The organism is Streptomyces sp. NPDC058052, from assembly GCF_042885515.1.
Taxonomy (GTDB): Bacteria; Actinomycetota; Actinomycetes; order Streptomycetales; family Streptomycetaceae; genus Streptomyces.
In genome coordinates this window covers 34,810-58,383 of the sequence record NZ_JBHVRX010000020.1, presented here as the reverse complement: position 1 = coordinate 58,383, position 23,574 = coordinate 34,810, and the positions used below count along the sequence as shown (strand labels likewise).

Here is a 23,574-nt window from a genome sequence, read left to right as displayed (position 1 = left end):
TGCGATGCCCCCATGAGCACCGACCAGCCGCCGCCCGGCCCACCCCCCGACGACGACCCGTTCAGCAAGCGGCCCCAGGGGCCGCCACCGGGCTCCCCGCCGCCTCCCGGGCCGCCGCCGCCGGGGAGCCCGTACGACTCCCCGTACCCGCCCCCGCCTCCGTACGGCGGCTACGGCGGCGGCTACGGCGGCACCGACCCGCTCTCCGGGATGCCGCCGCTCGCCGAGACCGGGCGCCGCGTCCTCGCCCGGCTCGTCGACTGGGTGATCATCGCGGTGCCGCTGGCGATCATCGGCATCCCCTTCGACATCTACGACCGGGCCACCCGGGACGACACCGACTTCCAGGACGCCCTGACCGGCGGCGGCCAGCTCGTCTTCCAGCTGCTCACGATCGTCGCCTACGTCGCCTACGACACCGTGCTCACGGCGAAGAACGGGCAGACCCTCGGCAAGCGGCTCATGAAGCTGCGCGTCGCCATGCTCAACGACGGCTCCACGCCCCCGATGAGCCAGTCGCTGCTGCGCGCCGTCGTGCTCTGGCTGCCCGCGCTGGTCTGCTGCGCCTGCCTGTGGCCGCTGCTCATCCTGATCCTGATCCTGGTCGACAAGCCCTACAAGCAGGGCCTGCACGACAAGGCGGCGAAGACGGTGGTCGTCACCGTGCCGCGGTAGCCGCCGGCGGTACGGACGGACTCAGTGACCGGTCCGGGTATCGGCTCCCGCGCCCACCTGCGCGGCCGGTGCCCGGACCGCGTCGTTCCCGGGGGCCGTGCCGGTGGTGCCGGGGGTCTTGACGGGCCGCGTCCCTCCCGGCATCGTCACCGCCACGAGGACGCCGAGCAGCAGACCGGCGAGACAGGCCGCGGCGATGCCGGGCGGTCCGGTGGCGCCGGTGAGGAGCAGGAGCGCGGCGGTCGCGAGGACCACGACGGCCGAACCGTAGGCGTACTGCGCTGCGTTCGGACGCTGCATGACGGATACCGCCCCTCCGGACTTCCGGTCGACTCTACGACGCTCGATGCCCGGGCGGAACGACGGGTAAGCGTGACCTGACCCACGGTGCCGGAGCACGGGGGGCGCACGGGTGGCACGACGTGGGCACGGGGCGGGCCGGACGGCCCTCCGGCACCCGAACTTTCCCTTCCTTTACCCGGCTTGACCGTCCGCATACCGGATTGCGACACCCGCATAGTGCACTTGGTGTGTGCAAGTCAAGATCTGTCTTTTCTCGGCTCTCTCCGGTCGAATGTCGTCACTTGTGACGCGCGCCCTGCCGGACGGGACACCCCACCTCCTTGGTCCCGAGGCGTGGGCGCCGGGGAGGAACGACACCAAGTGACCAACAGACGACGGGCGATTCGGGCGTCCGCGGTCGTCGTGGCGCTCGCGGCCACCGCCGCCACCGCCTCGACCTTCGGCACCGCCTGGGCGAACGACAACGGCAGGATCTCCGCGGCGGACGTCCGCCAGGACCCCGCCCCGGGCAACGGCAACGAGAAGACGACGGTCGACCACGACCTCGACGGCCCCTTCAGCAAGCAGCAGGCGCAGCAGCGCAAGGCCGCGCTGGAGCAGGTGCTGAACGGCGAGGCCAAGGTCGAGAACCGCGGCGGCTCGAAGGTCGTGAAGCTCGACGCGAAGAAGTACGTCGAGCTCGGCCGCGAGAAGACCGACAAGATCTTCACCATCCTGGTCGAGTTCGGCGACCAGGTGGACACCACCACCCTCGTCGACCGCAAGGACGACGACACGGACGAGCTGAAGCCGAAGTTCGGCGGCACGCCCGGCCCGCTGCACAACGCGATAGCCGAGCCCGACCGGTCGAAGGACAACTCGACCGCGTGGCAGGCCGACTACAACCAGCAGCACTTCCAGGACCTGTACTTCGGCACCGGCAAGGACAAGAAGACCGGTCAGCAGAAGCAGTCCCTGAAGACCTACTACGAGCGCACCTCGTCCGGCCGCTACTCGGTCGACGGCACGGTCTCGGACTGGGTCAAGGTCCCGTACAACGAGGCCCGCTACGGCTCCAACTACTGCGGCCAGACCAACTGCGCCAACGTGTGGGACACCGTCCGCGACGGCGTCACGGCCTGGGTCGCCGACCAGAAGGCCAAGGGCCGCACCGACGCCCAGATCAAGGCCGAGCTGGCGACCTACGACCAGTGGGACCGCTACGACTTCGACGCCGACGGCAACTTCAACGAGTCCGACGGCTACATCGACCACTTCCAGATCGTCCACGCGGGCGAGGACGAGTCGGCGGGCGGCGGCGCCCAGGCGACCGACGCCCTGTGGGCGCACCGCTGGTACGCCTACGGCACCAGCGCGGGCAAGACCGGCCCCGAGAACAACAAGGCCGGCGGCACCCCGATCGGCGACACCGGCATCTGGGTCGGCGACTACACGATGCAGCCCGAGAACGGCGGCCTCGGCGTCTTCGCCCACGAGTACGGCCACGACCTCGGTCTGCCGGACCTGTACGACACCGCGGGCGGCGAGAACTCGACCGGCTACTGGTCGCTGATGTCCTCCGGCTCCTGGCTGGGCCTGGGCAAGGACTCCATCGGCGACATGCCCGGCGACATGAACGCCTGGGACAAGCTCCAGCTCGGCTGGCTCAACTACACCAAGGTGAGCAACGAGCAGCGCGGGTCGAAGTCCACCCACAAGCTGGGTGTGGCGGAGTACAACACCAAGAACCCGCAGGCGCTCGTCGTCGAGCTGCCGAAGAAGGCCGTCACCACCGACATCGTCGCCCCCGCCGAGGGTTCCGCCCAGTGGTGGAGCGACATGGGTGACGACCTCAAGAACACCCTCACCCGCTCCGTCGACCTGACGGGCAAGTCGGCCGCCTCCCTGGAGCTCCAGGGCTGGTACGACATCGAGGCCGAGTACGACTACCTCTACACCGAGGTGTCGACGGACGGCGGCGCCAACTGGACCGCCGTGGACGGCACCGCCGACGGCAAGGCCCTCCCGCGCGACGCGGCCGGCTCCCCGGCGCTGACCGACGTCTCCGGCGCCCACAAGAAGCTCGTCTACGACCTCTCGGCGTACGCGGGCAAGAAGTTCGACCTCCGCTTCCGCTACCAGACGGACGGCGGCGCGGGCGGCAAGGGCTTCACCGCCGACGCGATCACGCTGACCGCCGACGGTGCCGCCGTCTTCGCGGACGGCGCGGAGAACGGTGACAACGGCTGGACCGCGAAGGGCTTCTCGCGGGTCGGCAAGGGCTTCACCAACGAGTACGAGCAGTACTACATCGCCGAGAACCGCCAGTACGTCTCGTACGACGCCACCCTCAAGGTCGGCCCGTACAACTTCGGCTTCACCGGCGACAAGGCCAGCTGGGTCGAGCACTACCCGTACCAGAACGGTCTGCTCATCTGGAAGTGGGACCTGTCCCAGAAGGACAACAACACCTCCGTCCACCCGGGCCAGGGTCTGATCCTCCCGATCGACGCCCACCCGACCCCGCTGAAGTGGAAGGACGGCACCCTGATGCGCAACCGCGTCCAGGCGTACGACTCCACCTTCGGAACGTACCGGACGGACGCTTTCCAGCTGCACAAGGCCGACGTCCCCACCTGGGTGAAGTCGCAGGCCGGCAACCCGGTCTTCGACGACCGCAAGGGCACGTACTGGTTCCAGGAGACCGAGCGCGCCGGCGTCAAGGTCACTGACACCAACACCAAGATCCAGGTCGTCAAGGAGCCGAAGAACGGCCAGACGGTCACGGTCCAGGTGGGCCCGTCGACCCGTTGATCGACTAGCCATCCGGTAGAACAGCAGGTCACAGCATGATCGGCCGTCGCCCCCTAGCGGGCGGCGGCCGATCGTGTTTAGGTGCAGCTGACCGAGTCCTCAGGGACTCCTTATTGACAGTCGGCTCACGGGGGAGTGGTTCCGCATGCCCGGTGGAGGGTTCTGCAAGTTGCCGGGAGGCAGTGTGGTGGTCGCGATAGGGCTGCCCAGCCCGGCCGGCGACGGCGCGCACGTCCGCTTCCTCGTCCACGCCGCGAACCGCGCCAGGGCCCTGACCAGGCTCCGAAACCTGGGCCTGCGGTCGGTTTACCTGCGGGGGAACGCCGAACCGCCCACACCGGACGAGATCACCGCCGTGCTGCACCACCCGGACGGGCTGCTGTGGAGATCCGCGCCGGGCGCCGCACAGGAACTGTGGCACCCGGCCCGCACCCTGCCGAAGGCCCCGGCGGCCTGAGAGGCCCTGGACGGCCCGGGAAGCCCGGACGGCCCGAGAGCCCCGGGCGGGGCCCGGGGGGTCCCGGAGGCGCCCCGGGGGGTCCCGGAGGCGCCCGGGAGGTTCTGGCGCGGCCCCTACGCGACCACGGGGACGCCGGAGAGCTCGACGCCCGCCTCGCGGAGCTCCACGAGGGCCCGCTCGGTGGTCTCGCGGGCGACGCCGGCCGTGAGGTCGAGCAGGACGTGGGTGCGGAAGCCCTCGCGGGCCGCGTCCAGGGCGGTGGCCCGGACGCAGTGGTCGGTGGCGATGCCGACCACGTCGACCTCCGTCACGTCCCGCTCGCGCAGCCACCGCGCCAGCGTCTCCCCGTTCTCGTCCTGCCCCTCGAAGCCGCTGTACGCGGCGGCGTAGGCGCCCTTGTCGAAGACGGCCTGCACCGCGCCGCTGGCGACGGCGGGGGCGAAGTTCGGGTGGAAGCCGACGCCCTCGGTGCCGGCGACGCAGTGCCGCGGCCAGGAGTCGACGTAGTCCGGGGCCTCGCCGTCCGGGGCGAAGTGCGCCCCCGGGTCGATGTGGTGGTCCCGGGTGGCGACGACGTGCCGGTAGGCGGCGCCCGCCGCCTCGCCCACGAGTTCGGTGATGGCGGCGGCGACGTCCGCGCCGCCCGTCACCGCGAGGCTGCCGCCCTCGCAGAAGTCGTTCTGTACGTCCACGACGATGAGTGCGCGGTGCATGGCGGGTGTCCTCGGATGGTCGGAAGGGAGGGGACCGAGCCTAGAGACTTCCCCTCCGGATAGGGAGAGGGCGTCACCAGGCCCCGGACCGTACTAGAGGTACTCCGTCGGCAGCACGGGCTCGCCGCGGGAGAGCTGGATGGCCGACATCGGCAGGCCGCCGCGGGCCGTGATGTGGCGGGCGCGGGCTGCCTCCAGGGGCTCCCGGGCGACCACCTCGCCGCCCTTGACCAGCTCGACCAGGAGCTGGTCGGCGGCGAGCGCGTCGGGGACCGGGCCGGTGCCGATCACCTCGGCCTCGGCGATGCCGTGGGCGTCCTTGCGGCGCGCGGCCCACTTGCGGCCGCCGACGGACGCCTTGCCGCCGAGCGACTTCTTGGCGACCGGGACCAGGGGCGCCTTCGGATCGGCCGAGGCGGCGCGGGCGACCAGCTTGTAGACCATCGAGCAGGTGGGGTGGCCGCTGCCGGTGACGAGCTGGGTGCCCACCCCGTACGCGTCGACCGGCGCGGCGGCCAGCGAGGCGATGGCGTACTCGTCCAGGTCGGAGGTGACCACGATCCGGGTGGACCGGGCGCCGAGCTCGTCCAGCTGGGCCCGGACCCGGTGGGCGACGAGGAGCAGGTCGCCGGAGTCGATGCGGACGGCGCCGAGCTCGGGCCCGGCGATCTCGACGGCCGTGCGGACCGCCTCCGCCACGTCGTAGGTGTCGACGAGGAGGGTGGTGCCCCGGCCGAGGCTGTCGACCTGGGCCCGGAAGGCGTCCCGCTCGCTGTCGTGGAGCAGGGTGAAGGCGTGCGCGGAGGTGCCGACGGTCGGGATGCCGTAGCGGAAGCCGGCGGCGAGGTCCGAGGTGGAGTCGAAGCCGCCCACGTAGGCGGCGCGGGAGGAGGCCACGGCGGCCAGCTCGTGGGTGCGGCGGGCGCCCATCTCGATCAGGCGCCGGCCGCCGGCCGCCGCCGACATCCGGGAGGCGGCCGCGGCGATGGCCGAGTCGTGGTTGAGGATCGAGAGGATCACCGTCTCCAGGAGCACGCACTCGGCGAAGGAGCCCTCGACGCGCAGCACGGGGGAGCCGGGGAAGTACACCTCGCCCTCGGGGTAGCCCCAGATGTCGCCGGAGAAGCGGTATCCGGCCAGCCACTGGAGGGTCGGCTCGTCGACGATCGCCCGCTCGCGCAGGAAGCCGAGGACGGCCGGGTCGAAGCGGAAGTTCTCGACGGCGTCCAGGACCCGGCCGACGCCCGCGAGGACGCCGTAGCGCCGCCCCTCGGGCAGCCGCCGGGTGAAGACCTCGAAGACGGAGCGCCGGTCGGCGGTGCCGGCCCGGAGGGCCGCCTGGAGCATGGTCAGCTCGTACTGGTCGGTGAAGAGCGCGGTCGACGGCACGTCCACCGGGAGCCCAAGGTCCGCAGCGTTCATGCCGATGATGCTACCGCAGTATTCGTCAGTTTGACGAATACCCCGTCGGTGGCGTCGGCGGTCCCGGCGGGCTCGGCGGCCCCGGCGGCCCCGGCGGCCCCGGCGGGCCCGGCTAGGGGCGGCCCGTTTGTGCGTCGGGGGGGCCTGGGTGGCAGCATGGGGTAAGTGAGCATCGCGCCTATCGAGATCGAACGGACCGAGTCGGCCGAGGAGGTCTCCGCGGTCGTCGAGCCCGACGTCCCCTGGGTCACCCTCGTGCACAACGACCCGGTGAACCTGATGAGCTATGTCACCTACGTCTTCCAGACGTACTTCGGCTACTCCAAGGACAAGGCGCACAAGCTGATGCTCGACGTGCACAACAAGGGCCGCGCGGTGGTCTCCAGCGGCACCCGCGAGGAGATGGAACGGGACGTGCAGGCGATGCACGGCTACGGACTGTGGGCGACGCTCTCCCAGGACCGCGGCTGATGGCCGGCCACTTCGAGGCCGTGCCCGGCGGCGGAGCGGCCGTCGCGCTCGACGAGGTCGAGGTCTCCATCCTGCGCTCGCTCGCCGTCCAGCTCCTGGAGCTCGTCGGCCCGGGCGACGAGCCCGACGCGGACGCCGACCCGCTCGCCGCCCTCTTCGCCGAGGGTCCCAGCGAGCCGCCGTCCGACCCCGCGCTGCGCCGGCTCTTCCCCGACGCGTACGGGGACGACACCGAGGAGCTGCGGGCCGCGGCGGCCGACTTCCGCCGCTTCACCGAGAACGACCTGCGGGCCCGCAAGCGCGAGGACGCCCTCGCGGTGGTGCGCGCCCTGGACGGGCTGACCAGCGGGGGCCCGGAGGAGTCCGTGGTCCTGAAGCTGACCCCGGACGAGTCCCGGGCCTGGCTCGGCACCCTCAACGACCTGCGGCTGACCATCGCCACGCGCCTCGACATCACCGAGGACGAGGAGAGCGAGCGGCTCTACCGGCTGCCGGACAGCGATCCGCGCAAGCCGATGGTGATGGCGTACCTCTGGCTCGGCGCGCTTCAGGAGTCACTGGTCGAGACGCTGATGTCCTGACCCCTGGGGCGCCACTCCGGCGCCTCCGGGTGTTCGCTCAGCGGACGCTCAAATCCGGATAACGAATGCGTTATCAAGCCGCCACGCTTGCTCCATTGAGTCCCTTTTGTGCGCCTTTTTGTGTGGTCCACGCCACACGAACGGCGGTCGATCACCCCTCAAGCCGTGATAAATCTTCACGACCACTCGGGCACGCCACCCCTGTTCCCGAGGGCGCTTGAGCCGGCTGACCGCCGGTGGCACTCCATCCATATCCGGGGGGATCAGGACCTGATCCGCGGCAGACACGGCCCACGGCCGGTGCGCGGATCGGCATGGAGAAAGGCGCACCACCATGACCTCAGTGCGGGTCGACAAGCAGCACGACGGCAATGAGGCCGCGGACTCCGCCTCGGGCGAGGGTTACCACCGGGCACTCGGCGCCCGCCAGATCCAGATGATCGCGATCGGCGGCGCCATCGGCACCGGCCTCTTCCTCGGAGCGGGCAAGGGCATCTCCAAGGCGGGCCCCAGCCTGATCCTCGCGTACGCCCTCGCGGGCCTCGTCATCTTCTTCATCATGCGGGCGCTCGGCGAGCTCCTCATGTACCGCCCCGTCTCGGGCTCCTTCTCGGAGTACGCGCGGGAGTTCATCGGCCCCTTCGCGGGCTTCGTGACCGGCTGGACGTACTGGCTCTTCTGGGTCGTCACCGGCATCACCGAGGTCACCGCCGCGGCCACCTACATGACGTACTGGTGGGACATCCCGCAGTGGATCTCCGCCCTCGTCTTCACCGTGATCCTCTACGGCGCCAACCTGATCTCCGTGAAGCTCTTCGGCGAGCTGGAGTTCTGGTTCTCCATGGTCAAGGTCACCGCCATCATCGGCATGATCCTGATCTGCGCCGGCATCCTCACCCTCGGCTTCTCCGACGCCGGTGACACCGCCTCCATCACCCACCTGTGGGACCTCGGCGGCTTCTTCGCCGGCGAGAACGGCATCGCCTCCACCCTCATGACCCTCCAGATGGTCATGTTCGCCTTCCTCGCGGTCGAGCTGGTCGGCGTCACCGCCGGCGAGTCGAAGGACCCGAAGACCGTCCTGCCCAAGGCCATCAACACCGTGCCGTGGCGCATCGCCGTCTTCTACGTCGGCGCGCTCATCATGATCCTGTCGGTCGTCCCGTGGACCCACTTCAAGCCGGGCGTCTCGCCGTTCGTCGCCGCCTTCGAGGAGATGGGCCTCCAGGCCGGCGCCGCCATCGTCAACTTCGTCGTCCTGACGGCCGCGCTCTCCTCCTGCAACTCGGGCATGTACTCCACCGGCCGCATGCTGCGCGACCTCGCGCTCAACGGCCAGGGCCCGAAGCTCTTCACCCGCCTGACCAAGCGCGGCACCCCGCTCGTCGGCACCACCTTCTCGGCCGCGCTGATGATGGTCGGCGTCTGGATCAACTACCAGTGGCCCGGCGACGCCTTCAACTACGTCGTCTCCTTCGCCACCATCTCCGGCATGTGGGCCTGGATCATGATCCTGGTCTGCCAGATCCGCTACCGCCTCAAGGCCGACCGCGGCGAACTGCCCCAGTCCTCCTTCAAGGCCCCCGGCGGCATCTGGGCCAGCGTCTTCGCCCTCGCCTTCATCGGCCTGGTCGTCGTGACCATGGGCATGGACGCGGGCAACCGCGTCGCCCTCTACGGCGCCCCGGTCTGGGGTCTGCTCCTCGCCGTCTCCTACCTGGTCCTCAAGGCCCGCAACCCCGAGGGCGCCGCCTTCGTCAAGCGGTCGTAACAAGGGTCGCGTCCAGCATCCGGGCCGTTCCGTACCACTCCTCGGTACGGAACGGCCCGTCTGCTTATCCTGTCGGCATGCTGACCATCACCCGGGCCCTGTACGACCGGATCGTGGAACACGCCCGCGCGGACCACCCCGACGAAGCCTGCGGCGTCGTCGCGGGACCGGTCGGCGCGGGCCGCCCCGAGCGGTTCATCCCGATGCTCAACGCCGCCCGCTCGCCCACCTTCTACGAGTTCGACTCCGCCGACCTCCTCAAGCTCTACCGCGAGATGGACGACCGGGACGAGGAGCCCGTGATCATCTACCACTCGCACACGGCGACCGAGGCGTACCCGTCCCGCACCGACATCACCTACGCCAACGAGCCCGGCGCCCACTACGTGCTCGTCTCCACGGCCGACACCGACGCCGCCGGACCCTTCCAGTTCCGCTCGTACACGATCGTCGACGGCGTCGTGACGGAGGAGGACGTGAAGGTCGTCGAGGAGTACGCGTAGCCGTACCCCTCCCCGCGCGTCCGGACCAGTAGTCTGTGCGCGACCTTTCAGGGCGGCAGGACCCAGGAAGCCGGTGACGAATCCGGCGCGGTCCCGCCACTGTGACCGGCCCCCGCCCGGGGGCCGCCAGCCAGGAACTGACCTGCCGCCTTCTCACCACCGATCGGGGACGTGGAAATCCCCGGAGGAGGCTCCGCCATGACCTGGCGTCACCGGCTGCCGCTCGCCGCCGCCCTGCTGCCCCTGCTCGCCGCCTGCACCGCCGCCCCCGCGAGCGCCCCCGGCACCGCGAAGCCCGCGCCCGGCTTCCCGTACGAGATCACCAACTGCGGCACGACCACCACCCTCCAGGCCCCGCCGAAGCGCGCGGTCACCATGAACCAGCACGTCACCGAGGTGATGCTCGCCCTCGGCCTGGAGAAGTCCCTCGCCGGCACCGCCTACCTCGACGACGCCGTCCTCCCCGCCTACGCGAAGGCGTACCGCTCCGTCCCCGTCCTCGCGAAGGAGTACCCCTCCAAGGAGGCCCTCCTCGCCGCGAACCCCGACTTCGTCTACGGCGGCTACACCAGCGCCTTCGACGCCAAGGCCGGCCGGAGCAGGGACGACCTGGCCGACGCCGGCGTCGCCACCCGCCTCAACACCGAGTACTGCACCACCGGCGCCGTCTCCGTCGACGACCTCTACCGCGAGATCACCGAGGTCGGCCGCACCTTCGGCGTCCCCGACCGCGCCGAACGGTGGAACGAGGACGCCCGCGCCACCCTCGCCGCCACCGGCCGGCGGATCGAAGGCGTGGAACCGGTCTCCGTCTTCGTCTACGACAGCGGCGACAAGACCGCCTTCACCGCCGGCGGCCGGGGCATCGGCAACGACGTCATCGCCCGCGCCGGCGGCCGCAACGTCTTCGCCGACCTCGACAAGCCCTTCGGCGACGCCTCCTGGGAGGAGGTCGTCGCCCGCAGGCCCGAGGTCGTCCTCATCTACGACTACGGCTCCACCACCGTCGAGCAGAAGAAGCGCCGCCTCCTCGACGACCCCGCCCTCAAGGACGTCCCCGCGATCAGGAACCACCGCTTCGCCGTCCTCCCGCTCTCCGACACCGTCCTCGGCGTCCGCGTCCCCGCCGCCGTCGGCAAGCTCGCCGCCCAGCTCCACCCGGCCACCCGCCGATGACCACCGGAACCCGCCCCGCCCGCCCGGAGACCGCCCCCGCCCCCGCGCGGCGGCCCGCGCCCGGGCGGGCCCGGTACACCGCCGTCGTCGCCGGACTCCTCGCCGCGCTCGCGGCCGCCGTCCTCGCCTCCCTCGCGCTCGGCTCCGTACGGATCCCGCCCGGCCAGGTGCTCGACGCCCTGACCGGGCGGGCCGGCCCCTCCCCGTACCGCACGATCGTCCTCGACGTACGGCTGCCCCGGGTCCTGCTCGGCGCCGTCGTCGGCGCCGGGCTCGCGGTCGTCGGCGCCGTCCTCCAGGCCCTCGTACGGAACCGGCTCGCCGACCCCTTCCTGCTCGGGATCTCCTCCGGCGCCTCCACCGGCGCCGTCCTCGTCATCGTCCTCGGCATCGGGGCGACGACCGCCCTCGCCCTCCCCGCCGGCGCCTTCGCCGGCTCCCTCCTCGCCCTCGTCCTCGTCTACGGACTCGCTCGCCGCGGCTCCACCATGAGCGGCCCCCGGCTCGTCCTCGCCGGCGTCGCCGTCTCCTACGTCCTCTCCGCCCTCACCACCCTCCTCCTCGTCACCGCCGGCCGGCCCGAGCACTTCCAGGAGGCCCTGTACTGGTCCCTCGGCGGACTCGGCTCCGCCCGCTGGGACACCCTCGCGCTCCCCACCGCCGTCCTCGTCCTCGGCACCGGCGTCCTCCTCGCCCTCGCCCGCCCCCTCGACCTCCTCCTCACCGGCGACGAGGGAGCCACCGTCCTCGGCCTCGACACCGGCCGCTTCCGCGCCGCCGTCTTCGTCCTCGCCTCCCTCGTCACCGCCGTCATGGTCGCCGCCAGCGGCGCCGTCGGCTTCGTCGGCCTCATGGCCCCGCACGCCGCCCGGCTCGCCGTCGGCGCCCCGCACCGCAGACTGCTGCCCGTCGCCGCGCTCGGCGGGGCCGTCGCCCTCGTCGCCGCCGACCTCGGCGCCCGCACCCTCGCCGCACCCCAGGACATCCCCGTCGGCGTCCTCACCGCCCTCACCGGCGGACCCTTCTTCCTCTGGCTGATGCGCCGCCGCCCCGAAGGAGCCGCCCTGTGACCGGACTCCGCGTCGAAGCCCTCTCCTACGAGGACCGACTCCGCGCCGCCGACCTCACCGCCCGCCCCGGCGAGACCGTCGGCCTCATCGGCCCCAACGGCAGCGGCAAGACCACCCTCCTGCGCTGCGTCTACGGCACCCTCGCCGCCACCTCCGGCCGCGCCCTCCTCGACGGCGCCGACCTCGCCCGGCTCGGCCCCAAGGCCCGCGCCCGCCGGGTCGCCACCGTCCCCCAGGACTCCTCCGTCGACTTCGAGCTCACCGTCCGCGAACTCGTCGCCCTCGGCCGCTCCCCGCACAAACGCTTCTGGGAGGGCGACACCGCCGCCGACCTCGACCGCGCCGACACCGCGCTCGCCCGGGTCGGCCTGGCCGGCCTCGCCGACCGCCCGTACCCCACCCTCTCCGGCGGCGAACGCCAGCGCGCCCTCGTCGCCCGCGCCCTCGTCCAGGAGCCCGAACTCCTCGTCCTCGACGAACCGACCAACCACCTGGACATCCGCCACCAGATCGACGTCCTCGCCCTCGTCCGCACCCTGGGCACCACCAACCTCCTGGCGCTCCACGACCTCAACCTCGCCGCCGCCCACTGCGACCGGCTCTACGTCCTCGAAGCCGGCCGGGTGGTCACCGGCGGCACCCCCGCCGAGATCCTCACCCCGGAACTCCTCGCGGCCGTCTACGGCGTGGAGGCCGACGTCGTCCCGCACCCCCGGACGGGCACCCCGACCGTCCTCTACCTCCCCGGTCAGGCGGCGGGTCCGGCCCTCGGTCAGAAATCATCCAGCATCTGAGATCACATTCCGGAACCCGGACCGGGAATCGATACGATGACCGCATGGTTTCCCACGACGTGAGCGAAGAGACGCCAGGCACCCCGCTGCTTGTGGCGCGCCTGCACGTCGACCTGTGTCGCCTCGCCAGCGCGATCTGTCCGTCCCGCGCCGCGCTCTGAGCGACCTGGCCGAACGCACCTCACGCACGACCCCCCTCCGCGCGGGGGCCCCAGCAGCGCGCCCACCACGTCACTTCCGACAGGAGCCCACGCCATGGCCATCGAGGTCCGCATCCCGACCATCCTCCGCACCTACACCGACGGCGAGAAGGCCGTCGAGGGCAGCGGCGCGACCCTCAGCGAGCTCTTCGCCGACCTGGAGACCCGCCACGCCGGCATCGAGGCCCGCATCGTGGACGACGGCAAGCTCCGCCGCTTCGTCAACGTCTACCTGAACGACGAGGACGTGCGCTTCCTCGACGGCATCGACACCAAGCTGGCCGACGGCGACAGCGTCACGATCCTGCCGGCCGTCGCCGGCGGCATGGTCTGATCCACATGCGCTACGACTCCTCGCTGGCGGCGGTCGGCAACACGCCGCTCGTCCGCCTCCCCCGGCTCTCGCCCTCGGACGACGTCCGCATCTGGGCGAAGCTGGAGGACCGCAACCCGACCGGCTCGGTCAAGGACCGCCCCGCGCTCCACATGATCGAGCAGGCGGAGAAGGACGGCCGCCTCACCCCCGGCTGCACCATCCTGGAGCCGACCAGCGGCAACACCGGCATCTCGCTCGCCATGGCAGCCAAGCTCAAGGGCTACCGCATCGTCTGCGTCATGCCCGAGAACACCAGCGAGGAGCGCCGGCAGCTGCTCGCCATGTGGGGCGCGGAGATCATCTCGTCCCCCGCGGCGGGCGGCTCCAACACGGCGGTGCGCGTCGCCAAGGAGCTCGCCGCCGAGAACCCCACCTGGGTGATGCTCTACCAGTACGGCAACCCGCACAACGCGGGCGCCCACTACGCCACCACGGGCCCCGAGATCCTCGCCGACCTGCCCTCGATCACCCACTTCGTGGCCGGCCTCGGCACCACCGGCACCCTCATGGGCGTCGGCCGCTACCTGCGCGAGCACAAGCCCGACGTCAAGATCGTCGCCGCCGAGCCGCGCTACGACGACCTCGTCTACGGGCTCCGCAACCTCGACGAGGGCTTCGTCCCGGAGCTGTACGACGCCTCCGTCCTCACCACCCGCTTCTCCGTCGGCTCCGCCGACGCCGTCACCCGCACCCGCGAACTCCTCCAGCAGGAGGGCATCTTCGCCGGCGTCTCCACCGGCGCGGCCCTGCACGCGGCCATCGGCGTCGGCAACAAGGCCCTCAAGGCCGGAGAGAGCGCCGACATCGCCTTCGTCGTCGCCGACGGCGGCTGGAAGTACCTGTCGACCGGCCTCTACACGGCCGCCACGACCGAAGAGGCGATCGCGGCCGTCCAGGGCCAGCTCTGGGCCTGACCCCGATCCCTACCGCGCGAGATGGCGGACCTGGTCCCAGAGGACCGGGTCCGCCTCTCCCGCTTTCCGGCGGAAATCCGCGACCGGCACGTCCCGCAGCTCGTCCGTCTCCAGGAAGCTCGGCCGCCCCCGCGCGTCGCCCACCGCCCCCGGCGGCAGCGCGATCACCCCGGGCCGCTCGTCGTGGTACTTGCTGGTGATCTTCGCGACCAGCGCGCTGTCCCCGCGTACCGACAGCACCAGACACGGGCGGTCCTTCGACCCCGGGCCGTCCTCGAAGGGCACCGCGGCCCACCAGATCTCCCGCGCCCGCGGCGCCCGCCCACCCGGCTTCCGCCCCGCGGGCCTCCCCGGAGGGCGGGTGCGGACCGGCGGGCGGGCGCGCCCCGGAGCCGGGCGGCGCGAAGCGCGCCGCCGTCCTCCCCCGAACTTCGTCCGGGGGGACCCTGAGGCGACCGCCACCACCAGCGCGATCACCACGACCGCGGCCAGCGCGGGCCACCACGACGTGTCCATACCCCATGACGTTACCGGCGCCCGGGTCACCGCGCCGCCGCGCCCCGCCGTCCATCCGAACCGGTGACAGAGCCCGTGAGTTCGCCCACAACGGGCCGCCACGAAGGAGCGACCGGCCCCCGTGCGCCTTACGCTCGTCTGACCGCACGGCCTCCCCCTCCCCTTTGCGTGCCTGACCGCACCCGTCCACGGAGGTTCACGCTCCTATGAAGCTCACCGTCGTCGGCTGCTCCGGGTCGTTCCCGTCCGCGGAATCGGCCTGTTCGAGCTACCTCGTCGAGGCCGACGGCTTCCGGCTGCTTCTCGACATGGGCAACGGCGCCCTCGGCGAGCTGCAGCGCCACATCGGCCTGTACGACCTGGACGCGATCTTCCTCAGCCACCTCCACGCGGACCACTGCATCGACATGTGCGGCTACTTCGTCGCCCGCTACTACCGGCACGAGGGCGGCCGCTGCGACGCCCTCCCCGTGTACGCCCCCGAGGGCGCCGAGCAGCGCCTGACCACGGCGTACGCGGACACCCCGTCGCCGACCTCGATGAGCGAGGTCTTCGACTTCCGCACCCTGGACTCGGGCACCTTCGAGCTGGGGCCCTTCACCGTCCGCACCGAGAAGGTGTGCCACCCGGTGGAGGCGTACGGCATCCGGGTCGAGCACGGCGGCCGCTCCCTCGCGTACTCCGGGGACACCGGGGTCTGCGACTCCCTCCACGAACTCGCCGACGGGGTGGACCTCTTCCTCTGCGAGGCGTCCTTCACCCACGGCAAGGAGGACATCCCGGAGCTCCACCTCAACGGCCGCGAGGCCGGCGCCCACGCGACCCGGGCCCGGGTCGGCCGCCTCGTCCTCACCCACATCCCGCCGTGGACGGACGGCGAGCGGAACCTCGCCGACGCCCGCGCGGTGTACGAGGGCCCGGCGGAGCTGGCGAAGGCGGGCGCGGTCTACGAGGTCTGAGCGCCGGCCCGGCCGCGTACGGACGTCCGCGGACACGGGGAAGGCCCCGGAACCCTGAGGGTTCCGGGGCCTTCGCCTCGTACGGGGAGGGCTCACGCCTTGGTGAGGTCCTCGACCTCCTCCTCGGGCTCGCGGCCCGGGGTGGTGAGGTTGAACTTGGTGATCGCGAAGCGGAAGACCACGTAGTAGATCGCCGCGAAGACGAGACCGATCGGGATGATCAGCCACGGCTTGGTCGCCAGGTTCCAGTTGAGCAGGTAGTCGATGCCGCCGGCCGAGAACGTGAAGCCGGCGTGGACGCCGAAGGCCCAGGTGACGGCCATCGAGACGGCGGTGAGGACCGCGTGCACCGCGTACAGGACCGGCGCGATGAACATGAAGGTGAACTCGATCGGCTCGGTGATGCCGGTGACGAACGAGGTCAGCGCGAGGGAGACCATCATGCCCATCACGGCCTTGCGGCGCTCGGGGCGGGCGGCGTGCGCGATGGCGATGGCGGCGGCCGGGAGGCCGAACATCATGATCGGGAAGAAGCCCGACATGAAGATTCCGGCGCTCGGGTCACCGGCGAAGAAGCGGTTGAGGTCGCCGTGGACGACCTTGCCGGCGGCGTCGGTGAAGTCGCCGATCTGGAACCAGGAGACGGTGTTGACGAACTGGTGCATGCCGACCGGGATCAGCGCGCGGTTGATGAGGCCGAAGAGGCCGGCACCGGCGGCGCCGAGGCCCGTCATCCACTCGCCGAAGCTGGAGATGCCGTTGCCGATGGGCTCCCAGACCAGGCCGAAGACGACGCCGACGAGGGTGCCGACGAAGGCCATGATGATCGGGACGAGGCGGCGGCCGTTGAAGAAGCCGAGCCAGTCGACCAGCTTGGTGCGGTGGTACTTCTGCCAGATGACCGCGGAGATCAGACCCATGAGGATGCCGCCGAGGACACCCGGGTTGTTGTACTTCGCGGCGATGTCCTCGCCGGGCTGGATGACGGCCTCGGCGACCGGGAACGCCTTCAGCACGTTGCTGTAGACCAGGAAGCCGACCAGGGCGGCCAGGGCGGTGGAGCCGTCCGCCTTCTTGGCGAAGCCGATGGCGACGCCGATGCAGAAGAGCAGGGGCAGGTTGTCGAAGACCGCGCCACCGGCGGTGGCGAAGACCGACGCGACCTTGTCCCAGCCGAGCCCCTTTTCGCCGAAGACGTCAGGCTGGCCGAGACGGAGCAAGATACCCGCGGCCGGCAGAACGGCGATCGGCAGCTGCAGGCTGCGACCGACCTTCTGCAGGCCCTGGAACAGGCCGGATCCGCGCTTCTTCGCGGGAGCGGCGGCCTGGGCGGTGGCCGTACTCATCAACTTCCTCCAGTAGGCAAGGCGCCGCCAGAGGACAGTGAAAGGGGGTGACGGCGGCGTCTCGGGAACGCGGTGGTCTGGACCGCGTGGTCTACACCAATGAGTGGTGTAGACCAGTTGTAGCACGTGAGACTTAGATAAGGAACCTGCGAATTTTTCTCGTCCCGGCATAGTGATGAAGGCGTGACAAAAGGCCCCTGGACCACGAGGTCCAGGGGCCTTTCCGTCCTCCCGCCAAGGGCCCGAAAGCCCCGGAACGGACGGTTCTACTTCGTGTTGTCCCGCTCCATCTCCTCCTGCACCTCCTCGGGCTCACGGCCCGGCGTGGGGAGGTTGAACCTGGTGATCGCGAACCGGAAGATCACGTAGTACACGACCGCGAAGCACAGGCCGATCGGGATGATCAGCCACGGCTTGGTCGCCAGGTTCCAGTTGATGACGTAGTCGATCAGACCCGCCGAGAAGCTGAAGCCGTCCTTCACCCCCAGCGCCCACGTCACGCCCATCGACACACCCGTCAGCACCGCGTGGATGGCGTACAGCACCGGGGCGATGAAGAGGAACGAGTACTCCAGCGGCTCCGTGATGCCGGTGACGAACGACGTCAGCGCCACCGACAGCATCAGGCCGCCGACCTCCTTGCGGCGGTTCGGGCGCGCGCAGTGGGTCATCGCCAGGGCCGCCGCCGGCAGCGCGAACATCATGATCGGGAAGAAGCCCGTCAGGAACTGGCCCGCCTCCGGGTCGCCCGCCAGGAACATGCTGATGTCACCGTGGACCACCGTGCCGTCCGGCTTCGTGTACGAACCGAACTGGAACCAGATGGGCACGTTCAGGAACTGGTGCAGACCGATCACCAGCAGCGCGCGGTTCGCCACGCCGAAGATGCCCGAACCCCAGGCGCCGAGCCCGACCAGCCAGTCGCTGAAGCTCTCCAGCGCGTCACCGATCGGCGGCCAGATCCACAGGCAGAGCGCGGCGAAGAGGATGCCGACGAAGGACATGATGATCGGGACGAGCCGCCGCCCGTTGAAGAAGCCCAGCCAGTCGACCAGCTTCGTGCGGTGGTACCGCTGCCACAGATAGGCGGTCAGCAGACCCATGATGATGCCGCCGAAGACACCCGGGTTCTGGTACGTGTACCCCGCGAAGGAGTCGTCCACGCCGAGGCATCCCCCGCCGATGTCCGTCGTCCCCGTCGGGCAGTCCTTCGGGAACTGGCGCAGCACCGTGTAATAGACGAGGAAGCCGACCACCGCGGCCAGCGCCGTCGAGCCGTCCGACTTCTTCGCCATGCCGATCGCGACACCGATGCAGAACAGCAGCGGCAGACCGAGACTGCCGTCGAGCAGCGCGCCGCCCGCGCCGGCCATCACCTTGGCGACGTTGTCCCAGCCGAGACCGTCGGCGCCGAAGACGTCCGGCTGGCCGAGGCGGTTGATGATGCCCGCGGCCGGAAGCACGGCGATGGGAAGCTGCAGACTGCGGCCCATCTTCTGCAGGCCCTGGAAGAAGCCTCCCCACGAGACCTTCCTCGATCTCGATCCCGCTGCTGAGCTGTCCGTACTCATCGGCGACCTCCCTGTCCCGGAACAACCCGGGGCCGCGTCTCGTTGCACACTGGTGTAGACCACTTGCGGTAGGCTCCGGGAGCCCGCTGAGGACAGGCCGCCGGTGATCGTCATCATTCGGCAGAACGGCGGCATGCGCTCGCGAAGTTGGGCCAACCGTGGGTTACCGTGACGAAGCGGACCGCCGGTGCGCCGAGATTCGCGTGTCCCGCGAACGGAACGGACAGGGAGAAACACATGGCCACCAAGGCTGAGAAGATCGTCGCCGGGCTCGGCGGCATCGACAACATCGAAGAGGTCGAGGGCTGCATCACCCGCCTGCGCACCGAGGTCGCCGACGCCAGCCTCGTCGACGACGCCGCGCTCAAGGCCGCCGGCGCCCACGGCGTCGTGAAGATGGGCACCGCCATCCAGGTCGTCATCGGCACCGACGCCGACCCGATCGCCGCCGAGATCGAAGACATGATGTGAGCAGCTGACACACCAGCTGACGAGGGCCCGTTCCGGCAGGGGAACGGGCCCTCGTGCGTCCCCGGGCGCGCACCGGAAGACGCCGCCGATGGAGCTAGGCTCGTCCCATGTCTCGCATCGACGGCCGTACCCCCGAACAGCTCCGCCCCGTCACCATCGAACGCGGCTGGAGCAAGCACGCCGAGGGCTCCGTCCTCATCTCCTTCGGCGACACCAAGGTCTTCTGCACCGCCTCCGTCACCGAAGGCGTCCCCCGCTGGCGCAAGGGCAGCGGCGAGGGCTGGGTCACCGGCGAGTACTCCATGCTCCCCCGCTCCACCAACACCCGCGGCGACCGCGAATCCGTCCGCGGCAAGATCGGCGGCCGCACCCACGAGATCTCCCGCCTCATCGGCCGCTCGCTCCGCGCCGTCATCGACTACAAGGCCCTCGGCGAGAACACCATCGTCCTCGACTGCGACGTCCTCCAGGCCGACGGCGGCACCCGCACCGCCGCCATCACCGGCGCCTACGTCGCCCTCGCCGACGCCGTCGCCTGGGCCCAGGGCAAGAAGCTGATCAAGGCCGGCCGGAAGCCGCTCACCAGCACCGTCTCCGCCGTCTCCGTCGGCATCGTCGGCGGCGTCCCCCTCCTCGACCTCTGCTACGAGGAGGACGTCCGCGCCGACACCGACATGAACGTCGTCTGCACCGGCGACGGCCGCTTCGTCGAGGTCCAGGGCACCGCCGAGGCCGAGCCCTTCGACCGCGACGAACTCAACGCCCTCCTCGACCTGGCCGCCGCCGGCTGCGCCGACCTGGCCGACCTCCAGCGCAAGGCGCTGGACGCCACCCTCTGACCCACCCCTCCCCGCCCATCCCCTAGGGGAAGTCTCAGGGAAACCCCTGAGCAACTGCCCCCCGGCGGGCTGCGTCCTTTACGGCAAGGGGCGCGCGGCCGTACCGTGCGCCCCGTCGATCTGTTCGCAACCCGGGGAGGACCCGAAAGTGAAGCGCCGCCGCACCATAAAGCTCGCCGTCGCCACGGCGGCAGCCGTGACGACCTTCGCCCTGACCGGCTGCGACGCCATCGACAAGGCGATGGACTGCGTCACGACGGCCGAAGCCATCGCCACCTCGGTGGGCAAGCTCCAGGACGCCGTGGCCAACGCCACCAACGACGTCACCAAGGTCGAGGAGTCCCTCGACTCCATCTCCACGGAGCTGAACGACCTCAAGGACACGACGGACAACGCCGACCTGTCCAAGGCCGTCGAGGACCTCACCAAGGGTGTCGAGACGGTCCGCGACGCGGTGAAGAACGGCGACGCCACCCCCGACATCTCCCCGATCACCAGCGCCGCCACCGAGCTGGGCAAGGTCTGCAGCCCCTGATAATCGGGGCATGACCCGACAGCGCCTGATCCTCGCCACCCGCAACGCGGGCAAGATCACCGAACTCCACGCGATCCTCGCCGACGCGGGCCTCGACCTCGACCTCGTCGGCGCGGACGCGTACCCGGACATCCCCGACGTCAGGGAAACGGGCGTCACCTTCGCGGAGAACGCCCTCCTCAAGGCCCACGCCCTCGCCCGGGCGACGGGCCTTCCGGCCGTGGCCGACGACTCCGGTCTCTGCGTCGACGTCCTGAACGGCGCCCCCGGCATCTTCTCCGCCCGCTGGGCCGGCGCCCACGGAGACGACAAGGCCAACCTGAACCTGCTCCTGGCCCAGCTCTCCGACATCGCCGACGAGCACCGCGCGGCCCACTTCGCCTGCGCGGCCGCCCTGGCCCTGCCCGACGGCACGGAGCGCGTGGTGGAGGGCCGCATGGAGGGCACCCTCCGCCACGAGCCGGCCGGCACCAACGGCTTCGGCTACGACCCGATCCTCCAGCCCGCCGGCCGCGACGTGACCTGCGCGGAGCTGACCCCGGCGGAGAAGAACGCCATCAGCCACCGGGGCAAGGCATTCAGGGCCCTGGCCCCGGTGGTGCGGGAGCTGCTGGGCTGAGCCCGGAACGCGAACGGCTCGGTGCGGAGACCGCACCGAGCCGTTCGTGAGGTACGCCCGGTCGGATTCGAACCGACAGACACGACCACCTAAAGATCGCCGCTCAGCCCTTGGCGTACGGGCGCGTACACGATGCCCTACTCTACTCGCCGTCCGCCCCGGCACCAGGTGTCCGTGGCCGCATGGCAGTTGGGGCACAGCAAGCGCAGGTTCTCGCGCCGGTCGTCGCTCCAGTCCCCGTCGACGTGATCGATCTCCAGAGTGATCGGCTCCCCGAGCCACTCGGGGCCGGTGCCGCATTCGGCGCACTCCTGGGGCGTACCCACCTCACGGAGCGCGCGCCGGAGCAGATGCGTCCTGGTCCTGCGCCTGCCGCTGTGCTTGACCAGGATCTCCGCCGCCGGTCGCGTCGGACCGGACCTGCCTCGGTGGTGGGCCTGCCCCAGGAAGTGCGAGGTGGCCAGGTCGTCCTCTGCCGTCCACCGCCGAAACAGCTCACGCATCCGCCCACTGTCCGGCCGTCCCAGGAGGCGCAGGGCGCCGGAGACGGAGAGGGATCTCTCGACCGCGCTCCGCAGGTCCTCCTGTGTCGGGCGAGGTGGCTGCCTGCCGCGCCGCCGGTGGGGAAAGTGCGAGATGTCGATGCCGTAGTGGGCGAAGCGCTTCAGAAGATAGCGGCGCAGCTTGTCGCATGGCTGCACTCCGAAGAACTCCATGACTTCGCTGATGTCCGGGCACTGCGACGCTGCCTCGGTCAGCCGCTCGCGGGTGTAGCGGATCCCTTCCCTCACCGGAGACGCCCCTTCCCGCGCCCTCGGTAGTTGTCCGTCGCCGAGTGGCAGTTCGGGCAGAGGAACCGCAGGTTCTCGATGCGGTTGTCGCGCCAGTCGCCGTCGATGTGGTCGATCTCCAGCCGGAGCGGGCGGCCACGCCAGACGCCGTCGTTGCCGCACCTCGCGCACTGTCTCCGTACCCCCGCCTCTGTCATCGCCCAGGCGAGGCGGTCGCTCGGGACGCGTCGGGCCTCTGGACCGGTCTGGAGGGTGAGGAAGGACTCAGGGGACCGAGGGCGCCAGGATCTGCCACGCTGGGACGGCGCCCGGAAATGCGAGATGTCGATGCCGTACGCCTTGATCCGGCGGCTGATGTGCGTGTGCTGCCCGCCCACCACCTCCACACCCAGCAGCCGTAGCACCTCGCACATGTTCGTGGACGCCGCCACCGCCTCCGCCAGCATCTTCCGCGTCCACCGCACTCCCTCCCGCTCGAAGTGTGAGGTGTCCACCCCCAGCTTCCGCATGCGGTCGTGCAGATAGCGCCGCGATCCGCTCCTCGGGTCCACCCCCAGCCGCTCCAGCGCCTCGGTCAGCGTCCGCGCCCCTCGGGCCGCCGATTCCAGCCGATCCTGCGTGTACGGACTCGTCCCCATCGGATCGGACCCCTTCCCCCGTACGGATCTCGCACACATCAACGAGCCGAATATCGGACGGTTACGCCCTTTGGCGTAGGAAAACGGACGGGCCCGCGCCCTCCGGTGGGGAGGGGGCGGGCCCGTCGCGGGGCGGACCGGAGGTCAGATGCCCAGGTCGCGGATGATCTTGGCGACGTGGCCGGTCGCCTTGACGTTGTAGAAGGCGTGTTCGACCTTGCCCTCCTCGTCGACGACGACCGTGGAGCGGATGACGCCCGTGACGACCTTGCCGTAGAGCTTCTTCTCGCCGAAGGCGCCGTACGCCTCCAGGGTCTCCTTGGAGGGGTCGCCGACCAGGGTGACCTTCAGGTTCTCCTTCTCGCGGAACTTCGCGAGCTTCTCCGGCTTGTCGGGGGAGACGCCGATGACGTCGTAGCCGGCGGCGGCGAGGACGTCGAGGTTGTCGGTGAAGTCGCACGCCTGCTTGGTGCAGCCCGGGGTGAGGGCGGCCGGGTAGAAGTAGACGATGACCTTGCGGCCCTTGTGGTCCGCGAGGGAGACCTCGTTGCCGTCCGCGTCGGGCAGGGTGAAGGCGGGGGCGGTGTCGCCGGGCTGCAGTCGCTCGCTCATGGCTCGCTCTCCTCGGGGGGTGTGCGCGTACGTGATGAGCCTAATGGGGGTCGGGGACGGCCTCCCGGCGGCGGAACTGACAGACTGTCCATCAACGACCGGATCACGACTACGGAGGCAGCGCGGTGTCGGACGCCAGGACCCCTGCGCAGATCGAGGCGGACATCGTCCGCCGGCGCGACCAGCTCGCCGTCACGCTCGACGAGATCGGCATTCGGATGCATCCGAAGACGATCATCGGAGACGCGAAGGCCAGGGTCGCCTCGACCGTCGACGAGACCGCGGGGCGGGCGTTCGTCGCCGTGAACCGGGTCGTGTCCGACGTGAAGGCACGTTTCACCGACGAGGACGGCGCCCCGCGCCTGGAGCGCGTGGTCCCGGCCGCCGTGGTGGCCGTCGCGGTCGTGGGGCTGCTGTTGACCTCCTCCCGGCGGCGCAAGGGCTGAGCCCGGCCG

General features: G+C 70.8%; 28 protein-coding genes, 1 tRNA gene and 1 riboswitch. Of the genes, 19 read left to right on the top strand and 10 right to left on the bottom strand.

Annotated elements, in window-relative coordinates; all coding sequences use genetic code 11:
* Nucleotides 1-12: 12 nt before the first annotated feature.
* A complete protein-coding gene (locus tag ACFVU3_RS25555; protein ID WP_390069636.1) occupies nt 13-675 on the top strand; it encodes an RDD family protein in 663 nt (220 codons plus the stop codon).
* Between the two features lie 21 nt (nt 676-696).
* On the opposite strand, the gene ACFVU3_RS25550 is transcribed toward ACFVU3_RS25555, so the two are convergent.
* Complete coding sequence (locus tag ACFVU3_RS25550) at nt 697-975, bottom strand: hypothetical protein (protein WP_390069634.1); 279 nt, start codon at nt 973-975, stop codon at nt 697-699.
* A gap of 363 nt (nt 976-1,338) precedes the next feature.
* Here ACFVU3_RS25550 and ACFVU3_RS25545 point away from each other — a divergent pair, with 363 nt between their 5' ends.
* Together ACFVU3_RS25545 and ACFVU3_RS25540 are read left to right on the top strand one after the other, a co-directional pair.
* The gene (locus ACFVU3_RS25545; protein ID WP_390069632.1) at nt 1,339-3,771 is read left to right on the top strand and encodes an immune inhibitor A domain-containing protein; all 2,433 of its coding nucleotides are present in this window, start codon (nt 1,339-1,341) and stop codon (nt 3,769-3,771) included.
* Between the two features lie 145 nt (nt 3,772-3,916).
* Complete coding sequence (locus tag ACFVU3_RS25540) at nt 3,917-4,228, top strand: hypothetical protein (RefSeq protein WP_390069630.1); 312 nt, start codon at nt 3,917-3,919, stop codon at nt 4,226-4,228.
* Between the two features lie 116 nt (nt 4,229-4,344).
* On the opposite strand, the gene ACFVU3_RS25535 is transcribed toward ACFVU3_RS25540, so the two are convergent.
* Together ACFVU3_RS25535 and ACFVU3_RS25530 are read right to left on the bottom strand one after the other, a co-directional pair.
* The gene (locus ACFVU3_RS25535; protein WP_390069628.1) at nt 4,345-4,944 is read right to left on the bottom strand and encodes an isochorismatase family protein; all 600 of its coding nucleotides are present in this window, start codon (nt 4,942-4,944) and stop codon (nt 4,345-4,347) included.
* Nucleotides 4,945-5,037: 93 nt separating this feature from the next.
* Nucleotides 5,038-6,366, bottom strand: coding sequence for a nicotinate phosphoribosyltransferase (locus tag ACFVU3_RS25530; protein WP_390069626.1), 1,329 nt, complete (start codon nt 6,364-6,366; stop codon nt 5,038-5,040).
* Between the two features lie 165 nt (nt 6,367-6,531).
* On the opposite strand from ACFVU3_RS25530, the gene clpS reads away from it, so the two are divergent.
* From clpS to ACFVU3_RS25480, 10 genes are all read left to right on the top strand, one after another.
* Nucleotides 6,532-6,837, top strand: coding sequence for an ATP-dependent Clp protease adapter ClpS (gene clpS, locus ACFVU3_RS25525; RefSeq protein ID WP_282695576.1), 306 nt, complete (start codon nt 6,532-6,534; stop codon nt 6,835-6,837).
* Entirely contained in the window at nt 6,837-7,418 is a 582-nt protein-coding gene (locus ACFVU3_RS25520) for a DUF2017 domain-containing protein (RefSeq protein WP_390069624.1), read from the top strand. The genes clpS and ACFVU3_RS25520 overlap by 1 nt, the downstream gene beginning before the upstream one ends.
* A gap of 334 nt (nt 7,419-7,752) precedes the next feature.
* On the top strand, nt 7,753-9,189 hold the full coding sequence (locus ACFVU3_RS25515) for an amino acid permease (protein WP_390069623.1): 1,437 nt from the start codon (nt 7,753-7,755) through the stop codon (nt 9,187-9,189).
* Between the two features lie 77 nt (nt 9,190-9,266).
* On the top strand, nt 9,267-9,692 hold the full coding sequence (locus ACFVU3_RS25510; RefSeq protein WP_390069621.1) for a Mov34/MPN/PAD-1 family protein: 426 nt from the start codon (nt 9,267-9,269) through the stop codon (nt 9,690-9,692).
* A 22-nt stretch (nt 9,693-9,714) separates the two neighbouring features.
* A riboswitch (cobalamin riboswitch) is annotated at nt 9,715-9,853 on the top strand.
* 37 nt (nt 9,854-9,890) lie between these two features.
* Entirely contained in the window at nt 9,891-10,868 is a 978-nt protein-coding gene (locus tag ACFVU3_RS25505) for an ABC transporter substrate-binding protein (RefSeq protein ID WP_390069619.1), read from the top strand.
* On the top strand, nt 10,865-11,938 hold the full coding sequence (locus ACFVU3_RS25500; RefSeq protein WP_390069617.1) for a FecCD family ABC transporter permease: 1,074 nt from the start codon (nt 10,865-10,867) through the stop codon (nt 11,936-11,938). The genes ACFVU3_RS25505 and ACFVU3_RS25500 overlap by 4 nt, the downstream gene beginning before the upstream one ends.
* Nucleotides 11,935-12,732: an ABC transporter ATP-binding protein gene (locus ACFVU3_RS25495; RefSeq protein WP_390069615.1), complete on the top strand. Its 798-nt coding sequence runs from the start codon at nt 11,935-11,937 to the stop codon at nt 12,730-12,732. The genes ACFVU3_RS25500 and ACFVU3_RS25495 overlap by 4 nt, the downstream gene beginning before the upstream one ends.
* A 44-nt stretch (nt 12,733-12,776) precedes the next feature.
* A complete protein-coding gene (locus tag ACFVU3_RS25490) occupies nt 12,777-12,893 on the top strand; it encodes a putative leader peptide (protein WP_355958135.1) in 117 nt (38 codons plus the stop codon).
* Between the two features lie 94 nt (nt 12,894-12,987).
* Nucleotides 12,988-13,266: a MoaD/ThiS family protein gene (locus tag ACFVU3_RS25485; RefSeq protein ID WP_390069613.1), complete on the top strand. Its 279-nt coding sequence runs from the start codon at nt 12,988-12,990 to the stop codon at nt 13,264-13,266.
* A 5-nt stretch (nt 13,267-13,271) separates the two neighbouring features.
* On the top strand, nt 13,272-14,222 hold the full coding sequence (locus ACFVU3_RS25480; RefSeq protein WP_390069611.1) for a PLP-dependent cysteine synthase family protein: 951 nt from the start codon (nt 13,272-13,274) through the stop codon (nt 14,220-14,222).
* A 9-nt stretch (nt 14,223-14,231) separates the two neighbouring features.
* Here the strand turns inward: ACFVU3_RS25480 and ACFVU3_RS25475 are convergent, their stop codons facing one another.
* Nucleotides 14,232-14,738, bottom strand: a complete 507-nt coding sequence (locus ACFVU3_RS25475; RefSeq protein ID WP_390069609.1) for a type II toxin-antitoxin system PemK/MazF family toxin — start codon at nt 14,736-14,738, stop codon at nt 14,232-14,234.
* A gap of 206 nt (nt 14,739-14,944) precedes the next feature.
* Between ACFVU3_RS25475 and ACFVU3_RS25470 the strand changes: the two genes are divergently transcribed.
* On the top strand, nt 14,945-15,697 hold the full coding sequence (locus ACFVU3_RS25470; RefSeq protein ID WP_390069607.1) for an MBL fold metallo-hydrolase: 753 nt from the start codon (nt 14,945-14,947) through the stop codon (nt 15,695-15,697).
* A 92-nt stretch (nt 15,698-15,789) separates the two neighbouring features.
* Here ACFVU3_RS25470 and ACFVU3_RS25465 read toward each other — a convergent pair whose 3' ends face one another.
* Entirely contained in the window at nt 15,790-17,043 is a 1,254-nt protein-coding gene (locus ACFVU3_RS25465) for a PTS transporter subunit EIIC (RefSeq protein WP_390069605.1), read from the bottom strand.
* A 266-nt stretch (nt 17,044-17,309) separates the two neighbouring features.
* Nucleotides 17,310-18,614 carry a PTS transporter subunit EIIC gene (locus ACFVU3_RS25460; protein ID WP_390069604.1) on the bottom strand — a complete coding sequence of 435 codons (1,305 nt, stop codon included), beginning with the start codon at nt 18,612-18,614 and terminating at the stop codon, nt 17,310-17,312.
* A 237-nt stretch (nt 18,615-18,851) separates the two neighbouring features.
* Here ACFVU3_RS25460 and ACFVU3_RS25455 point away from each other — a divergent pair, with 237 nt between their 5' ends.
* The 4 genes from ACFVU3_RS25455 (at nt 18,852) to rdgB (ending at nt 21,078) form a co-directional block, all read left to right on the top strand.
* The gene (locus ACFVU3_RS25455; protein ID WP_043228148.1) at nt 18,852-19,085 is read left to right on the top strand and encodes a glucose PTS transporter subunit EIIB; all 234 of its coding nucleotides are present in this window, start codon (nt 18,852-18,854) and stop codon (nt 19,083-19,085) included.
* 107 nt (nt 19,086-19,192) lie between these two features.
* Nucleotides 19,193-19,924 carry a ribonuclease PH gene (gene rph / locus ACFVU3_RS25450; RefSeq protein ID WP_390069602.1) on the top strand — a complete coding sequence of 244 codons (732 nt, stop codon included), beginning with the start codon at nt 19,193-19,195 and terminating at the stop codon, nt 19,922-19,924.
* 148 nt (nt 19,925-20,072) lie between these two features.
* Nucleotides 20,073-20,459 (top strand): hypothetical protein, encoded by a 387-nt coding sequence (locus ACFVU3_RS25445; RefSeq protein WP_390069600.1) that lies wholly within the window; start codon nt 20,073-20,075, stop codon nt 20,457-20,459.
* A gap of 10 nt (nt 20,460-20,469) precedes the next feature.
* Complete coding sequence (rdgB, locus tag ACFVU3_RS25440; protein ID WP_390069598.1) at nt 20,470-21,078, top strand: RdgB/HAM1 family non-canonical purine NTP pyrophosphatase; 609 nt, start codon at nt 20,470-20,472, stop codon at nt 21,076-21,078.
* Nucleotides 21,079-21,130: 52 nt separating this feature from the next.
* Here the strand turns inward: rdgB and ACFVU3_RS25435 are convergent.
* From ACFVU3_RS25435 to bcp, 4 genes are all read right to left on the bottom strand, one after another.
* Nucleotides 21,131-21,203 (bottom strand) — tRNA-Leu (locus ACFVU3_RS25435).
* 12 nt (nt 21,204-21,215) lie between these two features.
* Complete coding sequence (locus tag ACFVU3_RS25430) at nt 21,216-21,869, bottom strand: HNH endonuclease signature motif containing protein (protein ID WP_390069596.1); 654 nt, start codon at nt 21,867-21,869, stop codon at nt 21,216-21,218.
* Entirely contained in the window at nt 21,866-22,507 is a 642-nt protein-coding gene (locus ACFVU3_RS25425; protein WP_390069594.1) for an HNH endonuclease signature motif containing protein, read from the bottom strand. The genes ACFVU3_RS25430 and ACFVU3_RS25425 overlap by 4 nt, the downstream gene beginning before the upstream one ends.
* Nucleotides 22,508-22,651: 144 nt before the next feature.
* Nucleotides 22,652-23,119, bottom strand: a complete 468-nt coding sequence (gene bcp / locus ACFVU3_RS25420) for a thioredoxin-dependent thiol peroxidase (protein WP_390069592.1) — start codon at nt 23,117-23,119, stop codon at nt 22,652-22,654.
* Nucleotides 23,120-23,244: 125 nt separating this feature from the next.
* Here bcp and ACFVU3_RS25415 point away from each other — a divergent pair, with 125 nt between their 5' ends.
* Complete coding sequence (locus ACFVU3_RS25415) at nt 23,245-23,565, top strand: DUF3618 domain-containing protein (protein WP_390069590.1); 321 nt, start codon at nt 23,245-23,247, stop codon at nt 23,563-23,565.
* Nucleotides 23,566-23,574 lie beyond the last annotated feature (9 nt).